Source organism: Lentzea sp. NPDC006480, assembly GCF_040611995.1.
Classification (GTDB): Bacteria; Actinomycetota; Actinomycetes; order Mycobacteriales; family Pseudonocardiaceae; genus Lentzea.
Map to the genome: position 1 here is coordinate 1 of NZ_JBEXPJ010000002.1, position 20,272 is coordinate 20,272.

Below are 20,272 nucleotides of genomic sequence, written 5' to 3' on the forward strand. Positions count from 1 at the left end.
GCAGGTGCCCGCCGGGTGGCAGGTCGTCCACGGCGTCGCGTGCAAGCAGTCCTGTGTGGACTACGTGAACGCGGGCTGGGCCTTCAGAAGAGGCTCGGCGGCGCGGGCGTCCAGCAGCAGCGGGATGATCGAGCGGGCTTCCTGGCGAAGGGGCACGATGCGGTCGCCGCCGCGCAGGTACAGGGATTTGATGCCGTGCAGGCCGAGCTCGTCGGAGAACTCGCGGTACTGCGCACCGGTCAGCACGTAGCCGCACGGAGGCGTGGCGAGCACATCACCGGGCGCCGGAGGCTGGTTGTCGGCGCCGCCGAAGTAGATCGGGCCGGACCGGACGGCGCGGGAAGCGGCGTTGGCGGCTTCGATCTCCGCACCCCGAGCACGCACGAACGACTGGGTGCCGTCCAGCGCCTTCAAATGCGAATCGACGCGGAACGCGGGAGCGCCGTCGGCGTTGGTCTCGACGAGCAGGCCCATGCCGTGCTTCAGGCCGCCGGTGTTGCGGAGGATGCGTTCCTGGTGGTCGCCCGCCACCTGGCGGACGGGCTCGCCGGTCACCGGGTCCACGTAGATGCCGTAGACGCCCGAACTGCGGCCGGCCGCCTCGACCGAAGGCCGGACGTAGGAGCGCGACAGGGACTCGGAGAGCGAGTGGACCCCGGCGGCAACGTTGAGGTTGCGCGGCCACAGCCAGAGGACGTCCTTCACGTAGTAGGGCGCGGACGGGCCGAACTCGTGCAGGTCGTGGATGACGTCGGGCTGGTAGTCGCGGATCACGGCGGCCATCGCGCGGGCCTCGGCCGATCGAAGCAGCAAGTGGTCGCGGTTGATGTCGATGCCGGCGGAGTTGCCGCGGGTGTCAAGAACGCGGCCGTCCGGGTTGGCGTTCGGCACGAACAGGTAGGTCACCGAGGAAGAGCGCGGCAGCGAGCGCATCCGGATCAGGCAGGCTTCGCGACCCGCGGGCTCGTCGCCGTGCTGCGAGCAGATGAAGAGCACCACCGTGCGGGCCGACCGCGAGCCGACGCGCACCAGCTGGATCGGACGGCGTTGAGCAGTCACACCGATCTGGGCGACAGGAAGGCCCGTAGCAGTCAGGTAGGCCTGCTCCTCGGCCTCGGTGGTCCACTTGCCGGTCTTCTCGAAACCCGTCCGCGGCTCGGCAGTGGCCTGAGCGGGCACGGGCACCAGCAACGAAACAGCAGCCAGTAAAGCGATCAGTCCCCTCATAGAGGAGACTTTGCCGCCTGTGTCAACCGGCGGGCGGTGCGGTTCCAGTCGACGAAACCGTGGATCACCAGGCCCGCGAAGACCACGTACACGAGCGCGCTGAAGTACAGGCCCGACTGGATCTGCAGTGGCACGCCGACCGCGTCGACGGCCAGCCACACCAGCCAGAACTCCACCAGGCCCAAGCCCTGCAAGGCGAACGCGAGAACGGTGCCGACGAAGATCGCGGCGTCCGGCCACGGCGCCCACGAGGCGTGCAGCCAGTCCAGCACCAGCGCGAAGGCAACGGTGCCGGCCACGAACACGCCGGCCACGACCGAGCGTTCGAGCCAGGAACCCTTGCGCACCACCACACCGAACACCGGATCACGCCGGCGCACCCACGCGTACCAGCCGTAGACGGCGATCAGCCCAACGACGATCTGCCGGGTGGCGAGCCCGCCCAGGTGCGCGGACGCGTAGACCGTGAACAGCAGCGCGACCGACACGAGCTGAACCGGCCAGGTCAAGAGTGAACGACGTTGTGCCAGGAAGACCACCGCCAACGCGAGGACCTGCCCGAACAGCTCCGTGTACGCGATCTTCTGCCCGAAGATCGTCAGTCCCAGCTCGTACCACACGGCTTGTTCTCCCGCGGTTCAGTCGCCGTACACCGGTGTTTTCTACGTTCCCACCATGTCATCTTCCTCAGCGCTGGCGCTCGTGCCTTTGTTCCTCACAGGGCCTGTTTCCGCGCCCGCGACTCCCGTCATCACACCGACGGCGATCACGCAGACGTTCGAGGAGCCCGCCGACGCGGACGACCCGGCCATCTGGGTGAACCCGCGCAACACCGAACGCAGTGTGGTCCTGGGCACACTCAAGGAAGGCGGCTTGGCGGCGTTCGACCTGAACGGCCGCACGATCGGCGTGTACCCGGCGCCGCTGCCACCCACGCCCGGCACCAAACCGGGGCGCTACAACAACGTCGACGTGCTCGGCGACCGGGCGTTCGTCAGCGACCGCGGCCGTGACCGCATCCGGGTGTTCCAAGTGGACGAACACGGCGCGAAGGACGTCACGAACCCGGCCACCAAGCCGGTGTTCAGCAGCACCGAGCAGGAAGTCGACAAGCAGCACACCGTCTACGGCCTCGCCGCCGGACGCGTGAACGGCAAGGACGTCGTCGTCACCAGCCGCCGCAGCGAGGCCACCATCGCGCTCCTGCAGGCGACCGGCGACGACACCAGGAAGGTGTCCACTCTGGACCTTCCGAGCACCTTCACCCTGCCCAACGGCAAGCAGTGGACGGTGTGCACCGAGCCCGGCGAGGGCCCGCAGGTCGAGGGCATGGTGATCGACGAGCGCACCAACACCCTGTACGCGGCGCAGGAAGACGTCGGCATCTGGCGCATTCCGTTGCGCGCCAACGGCTTCGGCAAGCCGCAGCTGGTCGACAAGGTCAAGACCTGGGGCGCGCCGCAGAGGTACAACCCCGACACCGAGGAGTGCGAAGCGGACGGCCCCGACCCCGGCTTCGGCGGCAAGTGGCTCGAAGCCGACGCCGAGGGCCTCACCATCGCGGACGGCGTGCTGCTCGCGTCCAGCCAGGGCGACTCCCGGTTCGTCGCCTACCGCACGGCGGACATGAAGCCCCTCAAGGACTTCCGGATCAAGGACGTCGAACACTCCGACGGCGCCGACATCGTCCTCGGCAAGCTCAACCTGCTCGTCGTCCACGACGGCGAACGCCCGAATGGCACGGGTTTCGCGTTCATCAGGTTCTAACCTGTCCCCCATGGGGACCCAGCTGAGCCAGGACGCCCTCAACCGGGCGCTGATCGAACGACAGATGCTGCGCGAGCGTGCCGACATCGGCGCGTTCGCCACCATCGAGCGCCTTTTCGGCATCCAGGCACAGGAACCCAAGTCCCCGTACGTCGGCCTGTGGACGCGACTCAACAACTTCCAGCCGCACGAGCTCGAAGACCTCCTCATCAGCAGGCACGTGGTCCGAATCCTGCTGATGCGCGGAACGATCCACCTGGTCAGCGCCCAGGACGCCCTCGCACTCAGGCCCCACACCCAGCTCAAGCTCGACCGCGAGCTGCAGAGCGGCCCGTTCGCCAAACCACTGCGGGGCCTCGACCTGGACGCCGTCGCCGAAGCCGGTCGCAAGATCCTCGAAGACACCCCGCAGGGCACCGCGGAAGCGGGCAAGCAGCTCAAGGAGCTCTGGCCCGACCGCGAACACACCGTGCTGGGCAACGCACTGCGCAACAAGCTCGCCCTGGTCCAGATCCCTCCAAGAGGCCTGTGGCACAGGAGCGGCCGGGCGATCTGCACGACCCTGGAGTCCTGGCTGGACCAGGAACAGCACCCCATGAACCGCGAAACGCTGGTGCTGCGCTATCTCAAGGCATTCGGCCCGTCGACCGTGATGGACGCCCAGCAGTGGTCCGGCCTCACCCGGCTCGGCGAGGTCTTCGAAGAACTCAGGCCGCAACTCGTCACGTTTCAGAACGAGGCCGGCAAGGAGCTGTTCGACCTCCCGGATGCGCCGCGCCCCCACCCGGAAACCCCGCTCCCGGTGAGGCTTCTGCCCGAGTTCGACAACATCCTGCTCGCCCACGCCGACCGCAGGAGGGTCATCGCGGACGACCGGCTCGGCGTGGTCGTCGGCGGCAAGCCCACCGTCCTCGTCGACGGCTACGTCGTCGCCACCTGGTCCGTGGCCAAGGACAAGAGCATCACCGTCGACTACCTGGACAAGCTCCCGAAGAGCAGGCAGAAGGCGGTCGCCGAGGAGTGCGACCGCCTTCAGGACTGGATGAACCCTTAAGCAGCGACCTCGACGTGCGCGCCGTCACCGACGACCAGCCGGTGCTGGCGAGCGGACCCCACCCGAGCCTTGCGCCCGATCAACGACGTCTCGATCCCGGACACGTTGTGCACGGACGCCTCGTTCAGCACGATCGAGTCGGCCACCCCGGACTCGGTGATGCGGCAGTCCGCGCCGACCGACGCGTACGGCCCGACGATCGACTCCTCGACCAGCGTGCCCGGACCGATGATCGCGGGCCCGACGATGCACGACCGCACCACCCGCGCGCCCTCCTCGATCACCACGTCGCCGATCAGCCGCGACTCGGCGTCGACGACGCCCTGGACGTCCGCCCGCAGTCCCAGCAGCAGCTCGCGGTTGCACTCCAGCACGTCCTCGATCTTCCCGGTGTCCTTCCAGAACCCGGAGTAGCTCGACGCCCGCACATCGCGCTCGTGCGTGACGAGCCACTGCAACGCGTCGGTGATCTCGAACTCGCCGCGCCACGACGGCTCGATCGCGTCCACGGCGGCGTGGATCGCGGAGGTGAAGAAGTAGACGCCGATCATCGCGAGGTCACTGCGCGGTTCCCGCGGGCGCTCGATCAGCCGCGTCACGCGCGAGTTCTCGTCCACCTCCGCGACTCCGTACAGCCGCGGGTCCTCCACCTTGTCCACCAGCACCTGCGCGGACGGCCGCAGCCGCTCGAAGTCCTCGGCGATGTGCGAGATCCCGTCGGCGAACACCGTACCGCCCAGGTACAGCACGAAGTCGTCGTCTCCGAGGAACGGCCGGGCGAGCCGCACCGAGTGGGCCAGCCCGAGTGACGTCCTCTCGTCGAGGTACGTGAGCGTCACGCCCAGCACCGACCCGTCGCCGAACAGCTCCGCGACCTCGTGCTCGCCGTCCCCGATGACGACGCCGATCTCGGTGATCCCGATGTCCCGCAGGTTGTCCACGACGTACTGGAGCACCGGTTTGTTCGCGATGGGGACGAGCAGCGCCGGCAGCGAGCATCCCGCGGGACTTGTTCCCGCACCTCCGGACAGCACAAGGGCTTTCATGGGTCCTCCACCGGCAGCGGACAGTTCGGGTGAGTACGAGCGTCCGTGCGGTCACTGGACGACAGCTGGAGAACCGTCAGAACACGAAGAAGGGGCCCCAGAGCTGGGGCCCCTTCGACGAAGTGAGAACTACTTCTCGCCCATCGGCATGCCCGACGGCGGCGTCGGGGCGTCACCCATGCGGCCGCCCACGTTCGCGGGCATCTCCTGCGACGCGCGCGGCATCGGCGACTGGACGTTCGCCTCCTCCTGCATGCGGTTCAGCCAGCCCTCCCAGCGCGCCTGCATCGGGCGGACCAGACCGCCGCCCACACCGATGATGATCACGCCGGCGACCGTGGCGAGCACGGCGATCAGCACCGGCATCGTCACCGAGATCGCGATGCCCAGCTGGTTGAGCGCCGCGATGATGCCCAGCGCCATCACGAAGCCGTAGGTGATGTTGCCCAGGATCTTCGTGTACGAGCGCTGGCCGAGCGCGCCGGTGACGAGGCCCTTGAGCGCGGTGCCGATGGCCGACGCCACGATCACGAGCACCATCGCCACGACGATGCGCGGCAGGTACGCGATGACCTCGTTCAGCAGCGTGCTGACCGGGTTCGACGCGCCGAACACGCCGAACGCCAGCTGCAGCGCGATCAGCAGCACGAAGTAGTAGACGATCTTGGCGATCAGGCCGGACGCGTCCATCGGCGACTGCCTCATGGCGCTGTTCAGGCCGGAGCGGTCGACGAGCTTCTCGAAGCCGACGCGCTTGAGCAGGAACTGGACTGCCTTGGCGAGAGCCTTGGCGATGAACCAGCCGATGACCAGGACGAGCAGGAAGCCGAGGAGCTTCGGCACGAACGTGGCGATCATGGCCCACGCCTGGCCCAGGCCCTCGGTGATTTGCGAGCCCACGGGCCCTCCAAAGAACGATGTTGCGGTGAGTGAATATCCGACCAGTTGATCGTTTCGCGGTTCACCCCGCTCGGCAACTTCGACACTGTGACACGAAAGGGTGGCTGACGTGGATTTTTGTCTCAATACAGTCCAGAGTGGAACTACCGGTGGGGACCGGGGAGAGGGAAGCGCCCGACACGGAGAGTGCCGGGCGCTTCCACATATTCAGGGCCTCGCGCTGAGGCCGCGGCCGTCCAGATACGTCTGCAGCCGGTCCGGCGACAGAGCCGGAGCCGCACCGCCCTGGCCGTCCTTGGGCACGTCCGGCCGCGGGTCGCCGGCGCATTCGGAGCTGCTGCCCGGCAACGCCCCGTCGATCAGGTACCGGTTGACCTTCGCGTCTACGCACTTGTTGCCGCCGTTGTAGAGCCCGTGCTTGCCCTCGTCGACGACGGTGATCAGGTTGTCCCCGAGCCGCGCCGCCATCGCGGGCCCGCTCGCGTACTGCGTCTGCGTGTCACCCTCGGACTGCACGACGACGCCGACCGGGTACCCGTTGCGCGCGAGCTTGACCGGCTCCTCCGGCGGCGTGAACGAGCGGAACGTGCACGTCATCGGGGCGGCGCGGACGATGCCGAAGCCGAACGGGTAGCGCTCGCGGAAGGTCCGCATGTCCTCGTAGTACAGGTGCAGGTCGGTCGGCCAGTCCGACTCGCAGGTGACCGTGTCGAACACGCCGGACCGCAGCTCCTGCAGACCGGTCTTCGCGAGCACCTGCCCGGCCTTCGCGCCCTCGGTGTTCGCCGGCTTCTCGCCCGACCGCAGCTTGACGACGATCGCTGCCAGATCCGACCACAGTGGACGGTAGCGGGCACCCACACCCATCGCGCCGTCGAAGGAAGAGCGGTTGTGCTCACCGATCGGCGTGCCGTGCAGCTTCGCGGCGACCTTCTCGACCTCGGCGATCACCTCGTCCTGCGACTTGCCCAGGCCGAACTTCTCGTTGCGCTCCCCGACCCACGTCGCCCACATCTCGACGTCGTGCCGGTACGCCACGGCCTGCTGGCGGAACTGCTCGTGCCACACCCACTCCGGGTGCACCGCCGAGTCGAGCACGCTGCGGTCGAGCCGGTTCGGGAACAACGTCCCGTACACCGCGCCCAGGTACGTGCCGTAGGAGTAGCCCAGGTAGTTGATCTTCTGCTCACCCAGCACGGCCCGCACGACGTCCATGTCCCGCGCGGTGTTCGCGGTGCTGATGAACTGCCGGATCCCGCCGGCCGACTGCTGGCACGCCTCCTCGGCCTCGCGCGCCTCGGCCGCCCACTTGCCGAACTCGGCGTCCGCCGGCCGGGACTCCGGGTCGGCGATCGCGGGCGCGGCCCGGCAGTTCAGCGCCGTCGAGCCGCCGACGCCGCGCGGGTCGAAGCCGATCACGTCGTAGACCTGCGCGAGCTCGGACTTCGCCAGGAACAGCGGCAGGCTGAGCCCGGAGCCACCAGGTCCACCCGGATTGGTGAACAGCACGCCGCGCCTGCGGTCCTGCGCCGCCGCCTTCCTGCGGCTGATGGTCAGGTTGATCCGGTCGCCGGCCGGCTTGGTGTAGTCGAGCGGCGCCATGAGCGTCGCGCATTCCAGCTCGCTCAGCTTTCCGCTGCACTGCGCCCACTTGACCGGCTGGGCGTTGTACTCGGCGAGGGGGTCGGGAGGGTCGGCCGAGGCGGTCACGCCCGTGGCGGTGAGCGCGACCACGCCGAGGACGAAAACCAGGAACCTGCGCAAGACGAAACCTCCGTGCCGGACGAAAAGACCTCTGCTGCCCGACGGTATGGCCGTTGAAACGGCTGAGACGGTTCTGTCACCCGTCCCGGTGATGTCACCCGATGGGCCTTAAGCTGCGGATATGACGAAGGCAGCCAAGGCGAAGGAGGAGCACCCGCCGACCCTCTCCGCCCGCACGATGCGCAAGATCGAGCGCGCGTCCGGATCGCTCGCCACCGCGAGCGTCTCCGAGATGGAGGAGCGGCTGCCGTGGTTCGCCCGGATGCCCGCGGACCAGCGCGCGAGCGTGCTGCTGCTGATCCAGAACGGCGTGGCCGGCTTCGTCGAGTGGCTGCACGACCGGCAGCAGGCGATCCGGCTCAGCGCGGACGCGTTCCGCAGTGCCCCCAAGGACATCTCCCGCTGGGTCAGCCTGCGCCAGACCGTCGAGCTCGTCCGGATAGCGCTGGAGCTGTTCGAGGAGCAGATGCCGGAGATGGCGGCCGACGAGACCGAACGCGCGCTGCTCATGGAGGGCGTGCTGCGGTACGGGCGGGAGATCGCCTTCTCCGCCGCCACCTCCTACGCGACGGCCGCCGAGGCGCGCGGTGCGTGGGACGCCCGGCTGGAAGCGCTGGTCGTGGACGGCATCGTGCGTGGCGACCCGGAGGAGTCGTTGCTCAGCAGGGCCGCCGCGCTGGGCTGGGACCCGGCGCTCGAAGCCACCATCCTCGTCGGCAACCCCGGTGGTGAGGATCCGCCGGCGATCGTCTACTCGGTGCGCAGCAAGGCCGCCCGCGCGGGACGGCCGGTGCTGCTGTCCGTGCAGGGCTCGCGGCTGGTCGTCGTGCTCGGCGGGCCGACCGAGACCGGCGAGGACGTGCTCGGCCGGATAGCCGAGGGCTTCGGCGAGGGTCCGGTCGTGGCGGGGCCCACGGTGGCCAGCCTGTCCGAAGCCCACCGCAGTGCGAGCGACGCGTTGAGCGGGCTGCGGGCCGTGGTGGGGTGGCCGGCCGCGCCCAGGCCGGTCCGCTCGCTCGACCTGCTGCCGGAACGCGCGCTCGCGGGTGATCCGGAGGCCGAGTGGCAGCTCGTCGACAGGGTTGCGAGGCCGCTGGAGGACGCCGGGGGCGCGCTGCTGGAGACCGTGGACGCGTTCCTGGAGGTCGGCGGCGTGCTGGAGACGTGCGCGAAAAGACTGTTCGTGCACCCGAACACGGTCAGATATCGCCTTCGGCGCGTTCAGGAAATGACGGGAAGAAATGCACATGACGCTCGAGACGCGCTTGTGCTTCGCGTCGCTTTGTCTGTAGGACGCCTTGCTCGTTCCCGGGGGCTGTGGTAGCGAACCGGTTGTGACCGACTTCGCACACATCCGTTAGGGTGAGAGCCAAACGACCTTGCCACACGCTGACCTGCGGCGACGTCGGGCAGCGTTCACCTGGCTGACACTTTTGTAGGGTCTCTACAAATACGATCGCAGTACTTCGTTCTTTACGGCATGGGGTACCGGTGGGTTCACCAGCTTTAGTAATCGACGTGATCGCACTCCTCGCGCCCGGACAAGGGTCCCAGACGCCCGGCATGCTCGCCCCCTGGCTCGAACTGGAGGGGGCCGAGAAGCAGGTGCGCGCGTGGTCGGAGATCACCGGTCTCGACCTCGTCCGTCTCGGCACCACCGCGGAGGCCGAGGAGATCGTCGACACCGCCATCACCCAGCCGCTGGTCGTGGCCCTGGCGCTGCTCGCTTTCGGTGAGCTGCGCCGCCGCGTCGAGCTGCCCGCGGACGTGATCGTCGCGGGCCACTCGGTCGGTGAGCTGGCCGCCGCGTCGATCGCGGGCGTCATCAGCGCCGACGACGCGGTCGCACTGGCCGCCGTGCGCGGTGCCGCGATGGCCCAGGCGTGCGCGCTGGAGCCGACCGGCATGGCCGCGGTGCTCGGCGGCGACGAGCCGGAGGTGCTCGCGCGCCTCGAAGAACTCGGTCTCGTGCCCGCCAACCGCAACGGCGCCGGCCAGATCGTCGCGGCCGGCCCGCGTCCCGCTCTCGACGAGCTCGCGGAGAACCCGCCGGGCTCGGCGAAGGTCCGCAAGCTGGCCGTCGCGGGTGCGTTCCACACGAAGTACATGGCGCCCGCAGAAGACGCTGTGCGCGCGCGTGCCGCCGAAGTCACCACGCACGACCCGTTGATGCCGCTGCTGTCCAACAAGGACGGTCAGGCCGTCACCGAGGGCACCGAAGTGCTGCGCCGCCTGGTCTCCCAGGTCACCAGCCCGGTCCGTTGGGACGTCTGCCAGGCAACTCTCGTCGAGAAGGGTGTGTCCGGTTCCGTCGAACTGCCGCCCGCCGGCGCTCTCACGGGTCTCGCCAAGCGTGCGATGAAGGGCACGGCCACCCTCGCCCTGAAGACCCCCGACCAGCTCGAGAAGGTCGCGGAGCTCTTCGACACCGTTGGAGCCACTAAGTGACGACATTCCAGGCCCCGCAGGCATCTGCGGGTAGCCGCATCATCGGCCTCGGCAGCTACCAGCCCGAGACGGTGGTGAGCAACCACGACCTCGCTCAGCGGATGGACACGTCCGACGAGTGGATCCGCGACCGCGTCGGCATCGTGAACCGGCGCATCGCGGCCAAGGACGAGGGCGTCGTGGACATGTCGGTCACGGCGGGCACCAGGGCGATCGAGGACGCGGGCCTGACCCCCGCCGACATCGGCGGCGTGATCGTGGCGACGTGCACGATGCCGTCGACCATCCCGAACGCCGCCGCCCAGGTCGCGGACAAGATCGGCATCAAGGCGGCCGCCGCGTTCGACCTCAACGCCGCGTGCGCCGGCTTCTGCTACGCCGTCGCCACCGCGTCGGACATCGTCCGCGCCGGCACGCTCAAGAACGTGCTCGTCATCGGCGCCGAGAAGCTCACCGACTGGACCGACCAGGACGACCGGTCGACCGCGATCATCTTCGCGGACGGCGCCGGCGCCGTCGTGATCAGCGCCAGCGACGAGAACCAGATCGGCCCCGTCGCGTGGGGCTCGGCCGGTGACATGGCCGATGTCATCAACATCGTCGACCGCGACTCCTTCATCCACCAGGAAGGCCAGACGGTCTTCCGCTGGGCGACGACCCAGATCGCGCCCATCGCGATCCGCGCCGCCGAGCTCGCGGGTGTCGAACTGTCCGATGTGGACGTGTTCGCCCCGCACCAGGCGAACCTGCGGATCATCGAGGCGATCGCCAAGCGCCTGCGCAACAATGGTGCGCGCGAGGACCTGAAGGTCGCTCGAGACATCGTCGAATCCGGCAACACCTCTTCTGCTTCAATCCCCATGGCGCTGGACCACATGCGGGCGGCGGGCGAGATCTCCAGCGGAGACGTGGTGCTGATGGTCGGGTTCGGCGCGGGCCTGTCCTACGCGGGACAGGTGGTCCGGTGCCCGTGAGTACCACCCACGGTTTTTCCATCGTTTCAATCGAAAGGGAACTTCAGTGAGCGACAACGTCCTGTCCGGTCTTGCCGAGATCGTCGAAGAGGTCGCCGGCGTTGCCGCCGACGACGTCACCGCTGAGAAGTCCTTCGTGGACGACCTCGACATCGACTCGCTGTCGATGGTCGAGATCGCCGTCCAGGCTGAGGACAAGTTCGGCGTGAAGATCCCGGACGACGAGCTGGCCAACCTCAAGACCGTTGGTGACGCGGTGAACTACATCACCAGCAACAAGTGACTTCGGGCATCGAGGTCGTCATCACCGGGCTGGGTGCCACCACCCCGCTCGGTGGTGACGTCACGTCGACCTGGGACGCGCTCCTGGCCGGCAAGTCCGGGGTCCGCCCCATGACCCACGACTGGGTCGAGAAGTACGACCTGCCGGTCAAGATCGCCTCACAGCTCGTCGTCGACCCGACCGAGGTGCTCCCCCGAGTCGAGGCACGTCGCCTGGACCGCTCCGAGCAGGTCGCCATCGTGGCGTCCCGCCAGGCGTGGTCCGACGCCGGCCACAACGACGACACCGTCGACAAGCAGCGCCTGGCCGTCATCATCGGCACCGGCATCGGCGGCGCGATCACCCTCCTGACCCAGGACGACCTCCTGGAGACGCAGGGCCTGCGCAAGGTGTCGCCGCTGACCGTGCCGATGCTGATGCCGAACGGCCCAGCCGCCCACGTGGGCCTGGAGCTGAAGGCCCAAGCAGGTGTCCACGCCCCGGTCTCCGCCTGTGCCTCAGGCGCCGAGGCCATCGCGTGGGCCTACCGCATGATCATGTCCGGCGAAGCCGACGTGGTCGTCGCGGGCGGCGCCGAAGCGTGCATCACGGCGATCCCGGTCGCGGGCTTCTCCCAGGCCCGCACCATGAGCACCCGCAACGACGAGCCGGAAAAGGCCTCGCGCCCGTTCGACACGGCCCGCGACGGCTTCGTCCTGGGCGAAGGCGCGGGCGTCATGGTCCTGGAACGCCGCGAGTTCGCCGAGGCCCGCGGAGCCAAGATCTACGGCCGCCTGGCGGGCATCGGCACCAGTGCCGACGGCTACCACATCACCGCGCCGGACCCCGAGGGCGTGGGCCAGTCCCGCGCCATCGCCGCAGCCCTGCGCAGCGGCAACATCGACCCGTCCGACGTTGGCCACGTGAACTGCCACGCCACCTCCACCCCGGTGGGCGACGTCGCGGAAACCGTGGCAATCCGCAAGGCGATCGGCGACCACCCGGTCCTGACCGCCCCGAAGGGCGCCCTCGGCCACCTGCTCGGTGCCGCGGGCGCGGTGGAAGCCATCGTCACGGTGCTTTCCATCCGCGACGGCGTGGTTCCCCAGACGCTCAACCTGGAGAACCTCGACCCGGCGGTGACCCTCGACGTGGTCGCGGGCGAACCGCGCAAGGTCAAGCTGGACGCCGCGGTGAACGACTCGTTCGGCTTCGGCGGCCACAACGTGGCCCTGGCCTTCACCCCGGCCTAGTCCACCACCGCCAGCACCACAACGCCCCGGTCAGCTTCGGCAGACCGGGGCTTCGTGCTGTTGGCGGTGGTCACCGACGTTTTGATCATGAGCTGGTGGTACTCGCAGACGCCCGGACCAACCCGGCGCGCGTGAAGCGCTCAGCACTTCTCCATCTGGGGAGTCCGGTTCTCCGGAGCCTCATCCACCTTCAGCTCCCCGCCCTCCCACACCATCACGTACACGACCCGCCACCGGATGCACCTCTCCGGCAACGCGACCGGCGCCTTCTCCACGTCCTGAGTGGACACGAACGAGATCAACACCCGCAACCGCCGCCCGACCACATCGGACTCGACGCGCTGCACCACCACCCCGCCATCCCGAGTGGTCTCGTACGCAGCAGCCCAAGTCGACTCCACGGTCTGCGAAACCCGCCGTGCCGACACAGTCCCCCGCCACCGGGCGAAATCCCGCCGGTTGATCGCGTCGAAGAACCTCTGCAGCACCGACTGCACCGCGGTCCGATCCGGGTGGAAGAACGAGTCGGGGCTCAACCGAACCTGCGAGTTCCCGGGCAGAGGCTCCCCGGACACCACGGCGGACGACGCCACCACCGGGTCACCCTGAGCCTCGGGGGGACGGGAGTAGAGCGTCCGCCCCACCATCCCGGCCGCGACAGCAGCTCCGCTGATCACCACCACGGCCGGCACCAGCCACCGGCTTGCCCCACTCGCCACGCAAACAGCCTAGCCGTCACCCCCGCGCGGCAGCGCCCGGACAGCAGAGGCTCACTCACAAACGGTTCCGTTACATCGAAACATAAAACTTCACCCTAAAGACTACATTTCTCGCAGATGCAAGTTGCATGTAGCAAGACAATGATTGCTACATAAAAGTGCATGCACAATCTCATCCTCCGAATGAGTTCTTTCAGGTGAGTCCATACCGCCGATCAGCGGTACCAAACACGCATTCGTCGCGATTCTCGACTTCACCCGAAAAGAGCACAGAACACAGCGCGTGCACGAAGGTTGTGTACACCCAACTATAGGTCGAGATCCACTTGGAATACCGCAGCTCACCGCGTTGCACTCATGTGGAACGATACAGTGCCGTTTAGCATAACTGCACGACAGGTGCGCTGACTCACCAGTCAGCAAACCTCGCAGCCGGGTGAGATGGATCCAAACCTCATCACCAGCTGTCACATACGCGCCGGTAACCATGTCTCATTCGGACACGAACGGGGTACCCATATACCTCGAATGGCGGATTGGCCATAGCGGCTGAATTGTGGCCGAATATGCCGCGTCAACAAAACGCAAAACAGTCGAGGAGGGAATTCGGTGGACCTCAGATACGAGGCGTTCTGCTTCGCGGATCGACGGTTCTACGATCTGCAGAGCAGCACCGAAAGCGACCTCCCCGGTGACGACTTTTCGCGTGAGCTGCCCGAACTCCCGGCAGACTGGGTACAGGTCGAGCGCAACGTCTGGCGCCACCTGCACCCCCACGGAGTGCAGCTGCCGAAGCAGGGCTGGAAGATCCACGTCTCCGCAGGTCTCGACAACGCGGGCAAGGTGCTGAAAGCCACTTTCGACTACTGCGTCGAACGCCGAATTCCGTTCAAGTACCTGCCGACGATCTCGATCGTGCTGGCCCGCAACTCGAAGTACGCCCCCCGCGAGGGCAGCGGCAAGCTGATCACGATCTACCCGGCCGACACCGACCAGCTCCAGCAGATCTGCGCCGAGCTCGGCGCGATCCTGAACGGTGAGCACGGCGCCTACATCCTGAGCGACCTGCGCTACGGCAAGGGCCCGCTCTACGTGCGCTACGGCGGGTTCTCCGAGCAGTGGCTCGAGGTCGACGGCCAGCAGGTGCTCGCGATCGAGGGGCCGGACGGCAAGCTCGTCGCGGACAAGCGCAAGCCCGTCTTCAGCGTGCCGGAGTGGGTCGAGCTGCCGGAGTTCCTGGCGCCTCACCTCGCCGAGCGCAACGCCGGCGACCCCGGACAGTTCCCGTACCAGATCAAGCGTTCACTGCACTTCTCCAACGGCGGCGGCGTCTACCAGGCCACCCGCAAGAGCGACGGCAAGGAGGTCGTCCTCAAGGAGGCACGGCCGCACGCCGGGCTCGACCGCGAGGGCCGCGACGCCGTGGCACGACTGGAGCTCGAGCACGAGATCCTCACAAAGCTCAACGGTGTCAAGGGTGTGCCGGAGGTGTACGACCGCTTCACCGAGTGGGAGCACCTCTTCGTCGCCATGGAGTTCATGCCGGGCAAGTCGCTCGGGCAGTGGCTCGGTCACAACTACCCGTTGACGCACAAGGAAGCGACCGACGAGACGCTCGCCGAGTACAAGGAGCGCGCGCTCACCCTCGTCGGCAAGGTCGAGGACCTCATGAACAGGGTCCACGAACGCGGAGTCGTGTTCGGCGATCTGCACACGCTCAACATCCTGGTCGATGACGACGACGAGATCTCGCTGATCGACTTCGAGCTGTCGTCCACGATCGAGAACGTGCACCGGCCGACGCTGGGCGCGCCCGGTTTCCAGGCCCCGCCGGACCGCGAGGGCTTCGAGATCGACGAGCACCCGCTCGCGGCGCTCAAGCTGTGGATCTTCATGCCGCTCAACACGGTGCTGGAGCTCGCCCCCGCGAAACTCCCCCAGCACGTGCAGGTGATCAAGCAGCGCTTCGGGCTCTCCGACGAGTACGGCCAGGCGATCATCGACGTGCTCACCCCGCGCGTCGACCCGCCGACCGATCCGGCGTTCACCGAGTTCGACGAGGAGAACCCGGACTGGACGGTCGTGCGCAAGGAGATCGCCACGGCGATCCTGCACAGCGCGACTCCACAACGGACGGACAGGCTGTTCCCCGGTGACATCGAGCAGTTCGAGGTCGGCGGCACGTGCTTCGGTTACGGCGCGGCAGGCGTGCTGCACGCCCTCGCGGAAGCAGGCGAGGGGCGCTACCCCGAGCACGAGGACTGGCTGATCAAGACGGTCCGGCAGGACCCGCCGAAGCAGCCCGGTTTCTTCGTCGGCGCGCACGGTATCGCGCACGTGCTGGAGAACTTCGGCCACCACGACATCGCGACCGAGCTCGTCGAGACGTACGCGGCGCTCGTCCCCTCCACGAATGACCACGGGCTGAGCGCGGGGCTGTCCGGCATCGGGCTGAACCTGCTGCACTTCGCGGACACCCGCCACGACGACAGCTTCGCGATCAAGGCGGAACTGCTCGCCGAGCGGCTCGCGAAGCAGCTGGCCGACGTGGCAGGACCGGGCGACAAGGCACGGGCCGGACTGCTGCACGGCTGGTCGGGACCGTCGTTGTTCTTCCTGCGGATGTTCGAGCACACCACCGAACGACGCTGGCTGAAGCTCGCGGAGCAGGCGCTCGAACGCGACCTGGCCGAGACGATGGTCGCGCTCGACGGCTCGCTGCAGGTGCGGGACGGCACGTTCCGGAGCCTGCCGTACGTCGGCATCGGCGGCGCGGGCATCGCGCTGGCGCTGACCGAGTTCGCGAAGGTCGCACCCGAACGGCCGTGCGTCGAGAAGCTGCCCGATCTGCTCAGCGGCTGCACAGGAGAGTTCGTCATCCAGCCCGCGTTCACGCTGGGCAGGGCCGGTCTGATGGCCACCCTCGCCCACGCGGTCAGGACCGCACCGGACGAACGGCTCGAACGCTCTGTCCAGAAGCACCTGCGGGCACTCGGCTGGCACGCCGTGCGCTTCGGCGACGGGCTCGCGTTCCCGGGCGTCCAGCTGCGAAGGCTCTCCATGGACCTCAACACCGGCGGCGCGGGCGTTCTGCTCGCCATAGCGTCCACTGTGGACGGCCGTGCACCACTGCCCTTCCTGGGCTCACGAACGCCGGTCCCCAGCGACCGGTAGCAGTAACAGATCGATCCCTCGAAATTAGGAGATTGTCATGGGCTTCATCCTCGACATGCAGGAGCTCGAGACCCCCGAGGCGCCGAGCAACGCGATGGCGTCGGGCGGCGGCGGCGGTGGCTCCACGACGGCCTCCAACGCGTCGCTGCTGCTCCCGTGCTCGCACTCCACCGTCAGCCTGCTGGCCTGCTGACAACGCCTCAACTGAAACACCGCGGTGAGTGAGCGGCATAGGCGAAGTATGCCGCTCACCCGCCAACTGCAGGGCCCGGCAGCCGGCCAGCTGTCGGGCCCTCGCTCATGATGCGCCTTGACGACTTCCGGAGGAACAGAGATGGCCAAACCCGGTGACGCTCTGCTGTTCTCCACGGTCAGACGCGACTTCCGCCCGTGGCTGCTGCTCCTCAACGCCGCCGTGGCGACCACCGGCGGCCTTCTGCTCCCCACCGCGCTCGCCGCCGCCGTCGACATGGCGTTGAGTGGAACGTTCGTGCTGGTCACCGTCCTGTGGTTGCTCCTGCTCGCGGCCACCGAGATCGTCGGTGACGCGATCGGCATCGTGCTCGCCGCGAGCATCACCGCCCGGGCCACCGCGTGGCTGCGCAAACGGCTCTCCCGCCACCTGCTCGCGCTCGGGCATCCGTCCCGGTTCGCCGCCGGCGACGCGGTGAGCCGGTTGACCGGTGACTGCGGCAACGCGGGCAGCGTCGTCGTGACGCTGATGTCCTTGGTCATCACGGTGGTGTCGTCGGCCGGATCGATCATCGCGCTGGCGTTGCTGGACTGGCGGCTCGCCGCGGTGTTCGCGGTGAGCGTGCCGCTGGCGATGTTCCTGGTCCGTTCGCACATGCAGCTCACCGCCGACGACGTGCTGGCCTACCAGCAGGTTTCCGGCGAGATCTCGGCCCGCCTGCTCGACGCGGTGGCCGGCAGGCACACGATCGCCGCTGCGGGCATCGCCGACCGCGAGTCGGAACGCGTGCTGCAGCCGCTCCCCCGTCTCGCCGCGGCGGGTGCGGGCATGTGGCGCACCCAGGCGAAGATGATGTGGCGGGCGGGACTCCTGCTGCCGGCCGTGGAGCTGGCCGTGCTCGTCGCCGCCGGTTTCGGCATTCTCGAAGGCAGGCTGACCACGGGCGACGTGCTCGCCGCGCTCGGCTACACGGCGCTCGGCATGGGCATCGTCGGCCAGATGCCGCAGCTCACGGTGCTGGAACGCACGCGCGCCTCCGCCACCCGCATCGCCGAGGTCCTCGACACCCCGGTGCCCGCGCGCCCAGAACTCCTGCCCAGCACCGGCATCGAGTTGAAGAACGTCAGCGTCGACGGCGCCCTGCACGACGTGAGCCTCACGATCCCCGACGGCGCGTTCGCCGCGGTCGTGGGCAGCTCCGGCGCGGGCAAGTCGACGCTCGCCGCGGTGCTCGGCGGACTGTCCGCAGTGGACGACGGCACGATCGCCAGGGAAGGCGCTGTCGGTTACGCCTTCGAACGGCCGGCCCTGCTCGGCACGACGATCGGCCGTTCCATCGGCTATGGAACCGACGCCGACGAGATCCAGGTGCGGGACGCGGCGGTCGCCGCTCAGGTGCACGACGTGCTGATCCGCTTGCCACAGGGCTACGAGACCCCGGTCTCCGACGCACCTCTGTCCGGCGGTGAAGCGCAACGGATCGGGCTCGCGCGCGCAATCGTCCGCGATCCGAAGGTGTTGGTGCTCGACGACGCCACCGCCAGCCTCGACACGGTCACCGAGGCCAAAGTGGACGCCGCACTGACAACCGCTCTACCAGGCCGGACACGGGTCGTCGTGACCCATCGACCAGCCACGGCAGCACGAGCGGACGTCGTGGTGTGGCTGGAGAAGGGCCGGTTGCGAGGCACCGGCACCCACCAGGAGCTGTGGGACCACGAGGACTACCGCGCCGTGTTCACCGGGGGCGAGTGATGCGTTTCTACCTCTCCACGCTGGCCGGACACCGCCGAGGTGTCCTGATCCTGCTCGGCTGGTCCATGCTCGAAGGCGTGCCGGCGTTCTTCGGCGGCAAGCTCGTCGGCACCGCCGTCGACCAGGGCTTCGCCGCGGGTGATCCGCTGTCCGGTGTCCTGTGGCTGCTCGCCTTCGCGGCGCTCGCGGTCGCCGGGGCACTCGGCCAGCGCCAGGTCTTCGCGCGGCTCGGCAGCGTCGTCGAACCGATGCGCGACGCGCTGGTCACGCAGGTCGTGAAGGGTGTGCTGAACGACCCGACGCACCGCCGCACGCCGGATGCCAGCGCCGTAGCCATGATCACGCGGCACGTCGAGGTCGTGCGCGACGCCACCGCGGGTGTTCTGGTGCAGGCTCGCGCACTTCTCGTCACGACGGTCGCCGCACTGATCGGCCTCGCGACCACGGCGGCCGCGCTGATCTGGCTGGTGGTGCTGCCGATCGTCGCCGCGCTCGTGCTGTTCGGGCTCATGCTTCCCTCACTGGCCAAACGACAACGCGACGCCGTGATAGCCGACGAGCGCACCGCGGAAGCGTCCGGCGCGGTGCTCACCGGCATGCGCGACGTCGCCGCCTGTGCCGCGTCCGACGAGGCCTACCGGGACATCTCGAAGCAGATCGACCGGCAGGCCAGGGCGTCGGTCGTCGTCGCGTGGGCGAACTCGTTGCGCGCCACGGTGATCGCGATCGGCGGGTTCGCCCCGATCGTGCTGCTGGTGGCGTTCGCGCCCCCGCTCGTCGCGTCGGGCCAGCTGACCAAGGGTGCCGTGCTCGCCGCGGTCGTCTACCTCACCAGCAGCGTGAACCCGGCGCTGCACGGCCTGGCCCGCACCACCAGCACCGTCGTGATGCGCCTGATGGTCGCGCTCAAACGACTTCAGGAAGCCGCGCCGGAGAAAACCCGGGAGACAGGCCGGGAAGCTCCGTCCAACGGCGAATTCGTGCTGAAGGACGTCACGTTCGGCTGGAGCCCGGACGCGGAACCCGTGGTGCGCGGCCTGTCGTTCGGCCTCAAGCCCGGCGACCACCTGGCCGTGGTCGGACCGTCCGGCATCGGCAAGTCCACAATGGCCAGTCTGCTCACCGGCCTGATGCCCCCGGACAACGGCTGCGTCCTGTTCGGCGGTGCCCCCGTCGACCTGGTGGTTCCCGCGGTGAGGCACCACGCGATCGCGCTGATTCCGCAGGAGACGTACCTGTTCACGGGCAGTGTGCGGGAAAATCTCACACTGCTCGCGCCGTGGGCCACTGACGAAGATCTCGTCGAAGCGGTGAAAAAGGTTGGCGCCAAACCACTTCTGGACCGGCTGGGCGGACTGGACGCTCCGCTCGGCCACGCGGGCGAAGGACTTTCCGCTGGTGAGGCACAACTTCTGGCACTCGCGCGGGTCTACGTCACGTCCGCGAGCGTGGTGATCCTCGACGAGGCGACCTCACACCTCGACCCGGCCGCGGAAGCGCGGGTCGAACGGGCCTTTGCCCAAAGGGACGGAATTCTCGTGGTGATCGCGCACCGGTTGAGCTCGGCGCTGCGGGCGAACCGCGTGCTGGTCATGGACGGCGGGAAGCCGTTGCTCGGCACCCACGAGCACCTGTTGCAGACCTCGCCGCTCTACGGACAGCTCATGCTGGCCTGGGACCCCACGCGGCACGAGGAAACCCCGCTGCCCAAACGGTAGCGGGGTCCACTCAGGACT

At 68.3% G+C, this 20,272-nt stretch carries 17 protein-coding genes; 11 read left to right on the plus strand and 6 right to left on the minus strand.

What is annotated here, in order from left to right; translation table 11 throughout:
* Window positions 1-60: 60 nt before the first annotated feature.
* Together ABZX92_RS01215 and ABZX92_RS01220 are read right to left on the minus strand one after the other, a co-directional pair.
* Window positions 61-1,227 (minus strand): M14 family zinc carboxypeptidase, encoded by a 1,167-nt coding sequence (locus ABZX92_RS01215; RefSeq protein ID WP_355552132.1) that lies wholly within the window; start codon window positions 1,225-1,227, stop codon window positions 61-63.
* Window positions 1,224-1,847 (minus strand): nicotinamide mononucleotide transporter family protein, encoded by a 624-nt coding sequence (locus ABZX92_RS01220; protein WP_355552135.1) that lies wholly within the window; start codon window positions 1,845-1,847, stop codon window positions 1,224-1,226. Before ABZX92_RS01220 ends, ABZX92_RS01215 begins: the two co-directional genes overlap by 4 nt.
* 55 nt (window positions 1,848-1,902) lie before the next feature.
* Here ABZX92_RS01220 and ABZX92_RS01225 point away from each other — a divergent pair, with 55 nt between their 5' ends.
* On the plus strand, window positions 1,903-2,994 hold the full coding sequence (locus ABZX92_RS01225) for a phytase (RefSeq protein WP_355552138.1): 1,092 nt from the start codon (window positions 1,903-1,905) through the stop codon (window positions 2,992-2,994).
* A 10-nt stretch (window positions 2,995-3,004) separates the two neighbouring features.
* On the plus strand, window positions 3,005-4,048 hold the full coding sequence (locus ABZX92_RS01230) for a winged helix DNA-binding domain-containing protein (protein ID WP_355552141.1): 1,044 nt from the start codon (window positions 3,005-3,007) through the stop codon (window positions 4,046-4,048).
* Here ABZX92_RS01230 and ABZX92_RS01235 read toward each other — a convergent pair.
* From ABZX92_RS01235 to ABZX92_RS01245, 3 genes are all read right to left on the minus strand, one after another.
* Entirely contained in the window at window positions 4,045-5,094 is a 1,050-nt protein-coding gene (locus ABZX92_RS01235) for a glucose-1-phosphate thymidylyltransferase (protein WP_355552144.1), read from the minus strand. The genes ABZX92_RS01230 and ABZX92_RS01235 overlap by 4 nt on opposite strands.
* Window positions 5,095-5,223: 129 nt before the next feature.
* Window positions 5,224-5,994 (minus strand): hypothetical protein, encoded by a 771-nt coding sequence (locus tag ABZX92_RS01240; protein WP_355552147.1) that lies wholly within the window; start codon window positions 5,992-5,994, stop codon window positions 5,224-5,226.
* Window positions 5,995-6,201: 207 nt separating this feature from the next.
* A complete protein-coding gene (locus ABZX92_RS01245) occupies window positions 6,202-7,758 on the minus strand; it encodes an alpha/beta fold hydrolase (protein WP_355552150.1) in 1,557 nt (518 codons plus the stop codon).
* Window positions 7,759-7,879: 121 nt separating this feature from the next.
* Here ABZX92_RS01245 and ABZX92_RS01250 point away from each other — a divergent pair, with 121 nt between their 5' ends.
* From ABZX92_RS01250 to fabF, 5 genes are all read left to right on the plus strand, one after another.
* Window positions 7,880-9,082, plus strand: a complete 1,203-nt coding sequence (locus tag ABZX92_RS01250) for a helix-turn-helix domain-containing protein (protein WP_355552153.1) — start codon at window positions 7,880-7,882, stop codon at window positions 9,080-9,082.
* A gap of 194 nt (window positions 9,083-9,276) precedes the next feature.
* A complete protein-coding gene (locus tag ABZX92_RS01255) occupies window positions 9,277-10,206 on the plus strand; it encodes an ACP S-malonyltransferase (protein WP_355552156.1) in 930 nt (309 codons plus the stop codon).
* The gene (locus tag ABZX92_RS01260; protein ID WP_355552159.1) at window positions 10,203-11,180 is read left to right on the plus strand and encodes a beta-ketoacyl-ACP synthase III; all 978 of its coding nucleotides are present in this window, start codon (window positions 10,203-10,205) and stop codon (window positions 11,178-11,180) included. The genes ABZX92_RS01255 and ABZX92_RS01260 overlap by 4 nt, the downstream gene beginning before the upstream one ends.
* 46 nt (window positions 11,181-11,226) lie before the next feature.
* Complete coding sequence (locus ABZX92_RS01265; RefSeq protein ID WP_030465146.1) at window positions 11,227-11,463, plus strand: acyl carrier protein; 237 nt, start codon at window positions 11,227-11,229, stop codon at window positions 11,461-11,463.
* Window positions 11,460-12,695, plus strand: coding sequence for a beta-ketoacyl-ACP synthase II (gene fabF, locus ABZX92_RS01270; protein WP_045309237.1), 1,236 nt, complete (start codon window positions 11,460-11,462; stop codon window positions 12,693-12,695). The genes ABZX92_RS01265 and fabF overlap by 4 nt, the downstream gene beginning before the upstream one ends.
* A gap of 140 nt (window positions 12,696-12,835) precedes the next feature.
* Here fabF and ABZX92_RS01275 read toward each other — a convergent pair whose 3' ends face one another.
* Window positions 12,836-13,414: a hypothetical protein gene (locus ABZX92_RS01275; protein ID WP_355552163.1), complete on the minus strand. Its 579-nt coding sequence runs from the start codon at window positions 13,412-13,414 to the stop codon at window positions 12,836-12,838.
* Between the two features lie 609 nt (window positions 13,415-14,023).
* Here ABZX92_RS01275 and lanKC point away from each other — a divergent pair.
* The 4 genes from lanKC to ABZX92_RS01295 all read left to right on the plus strand — a co-directional run bounded on the left by lanKC (window position 14,024) and on the right by ABZX92_RS01295 (window position 20,254).
* Window positions 14,024-16,588 carry a class III lanthionine synthetase LanKC gene (lanKC, locus tag ABZX92_RS01280; protein WP_355552166.1) on the plus strand — a complete coding sequence of 855 codons (2,565 nt, stop codon included), beginning with the start codon at window positions 14,024-14,026 and terminating at the stop codon, window positions 16,586-16,588.
* Window positions 16,589-16,625: 37 nt separating this feature from the next.
* On the plus strand, window positions 16,626-16,781 hold the full coding sequence (locus ABZX92_RS01285; RefSeq protein WP_355552169.1) for a SapB/AmfS family lanthipeptide: 156 nt from the start codon (window positions 16,626-16,628) through the stop codon (window positions 16,779-16,781).
* A gap of 141 nt (window positions 16,782-16,922) precedes the next feature.
* Window positions 16,923-18,536, plus strand: coding sequence for an ABC transporter ATP-binding protein (locus ABZX92_RS01290; protein WP_355552172.1), 1,614 nt, complete (start codon window positions 16,923-16,925; stop codon window positions 18,534-18,536).
* Window positions 18,536-20,254 (plus strand): ABC transporter ATP-binding protein, encoded by a 1,719-nt coding sequence (locus tag ABZX92_RS01295; protein WP_355552175.1) that lies wholly within the window; start codon window positions 18,536-18,538, stop codon window positions 20,252-20,254. Before ABZX92_RS01290 ends, ABZX92_RS01295 begins: the two co-directional genes overlap by 1 nt.
* Window positions 20,255-20,272: the final 18 nt, after the last annotated feature.

Bases quoted from the DNA above. Each gene is read 5' to 3' on its own strand.
- ABZX92_RS01215 (WP_355552132.1), bottom strand. From the start codon at position 1,227: ATGAGGGGACTGATCGCTTTACTGGCTGCTGTTTCGTTGCTGGTGCCC.
- ABZX92_RS01225 (WP_355552138.1), top strand. From the start codon at position 1,903: ATGTCATCTTCCTCAGCGCTGGCGCTCGTGCCTTTGTTCCTCACAGGG.
- ABZX92_RS01230 (WP_355552141.1), top strand. From the start codon at position 3,005: ATGGGGACCCAGCTGAGCCAGGACGCCCTCAACCGGGCGCTGATCGAA.
- ABZX92_RS01235 (WP_355552144.1), bottom strand. From the start codon at position 5,094: ATGAAAGCCCTTGTGCTGTCCGGAGGTGCGGGAACAAGTCCCGCGGGA.
- ABZX92_RS01250 (WP_355552153.1), top strand. From the start codon at position 7,880: ATGACGAAGGCAGCCAAGGCGAAGGAGGAGCACCCGCCGACCCTCTCC.
- ABZX92_RS01285 (WP_355552169.1), top strand. From the start codon at position 16,626: ATGGGCTTCATCCTCGACATGCAGGAGCTCGAGACCCCCGAGGCGCCG.
- ABZX92_RS01290 (WP_355552172.1), top strand. From the start codon at position 16,923: ATGGCCAAACCCGGTGACGCTCTGCTGTTCTCCACGGTCAGACGCGAC.
- ABZX92_RS01295 (WP_355552175.1), top strand. From the start codon at position 18,536: ATGCGTTTCTACCTCTCCACGCTGGCCGGACACCGCCGAGGTGTCCTG.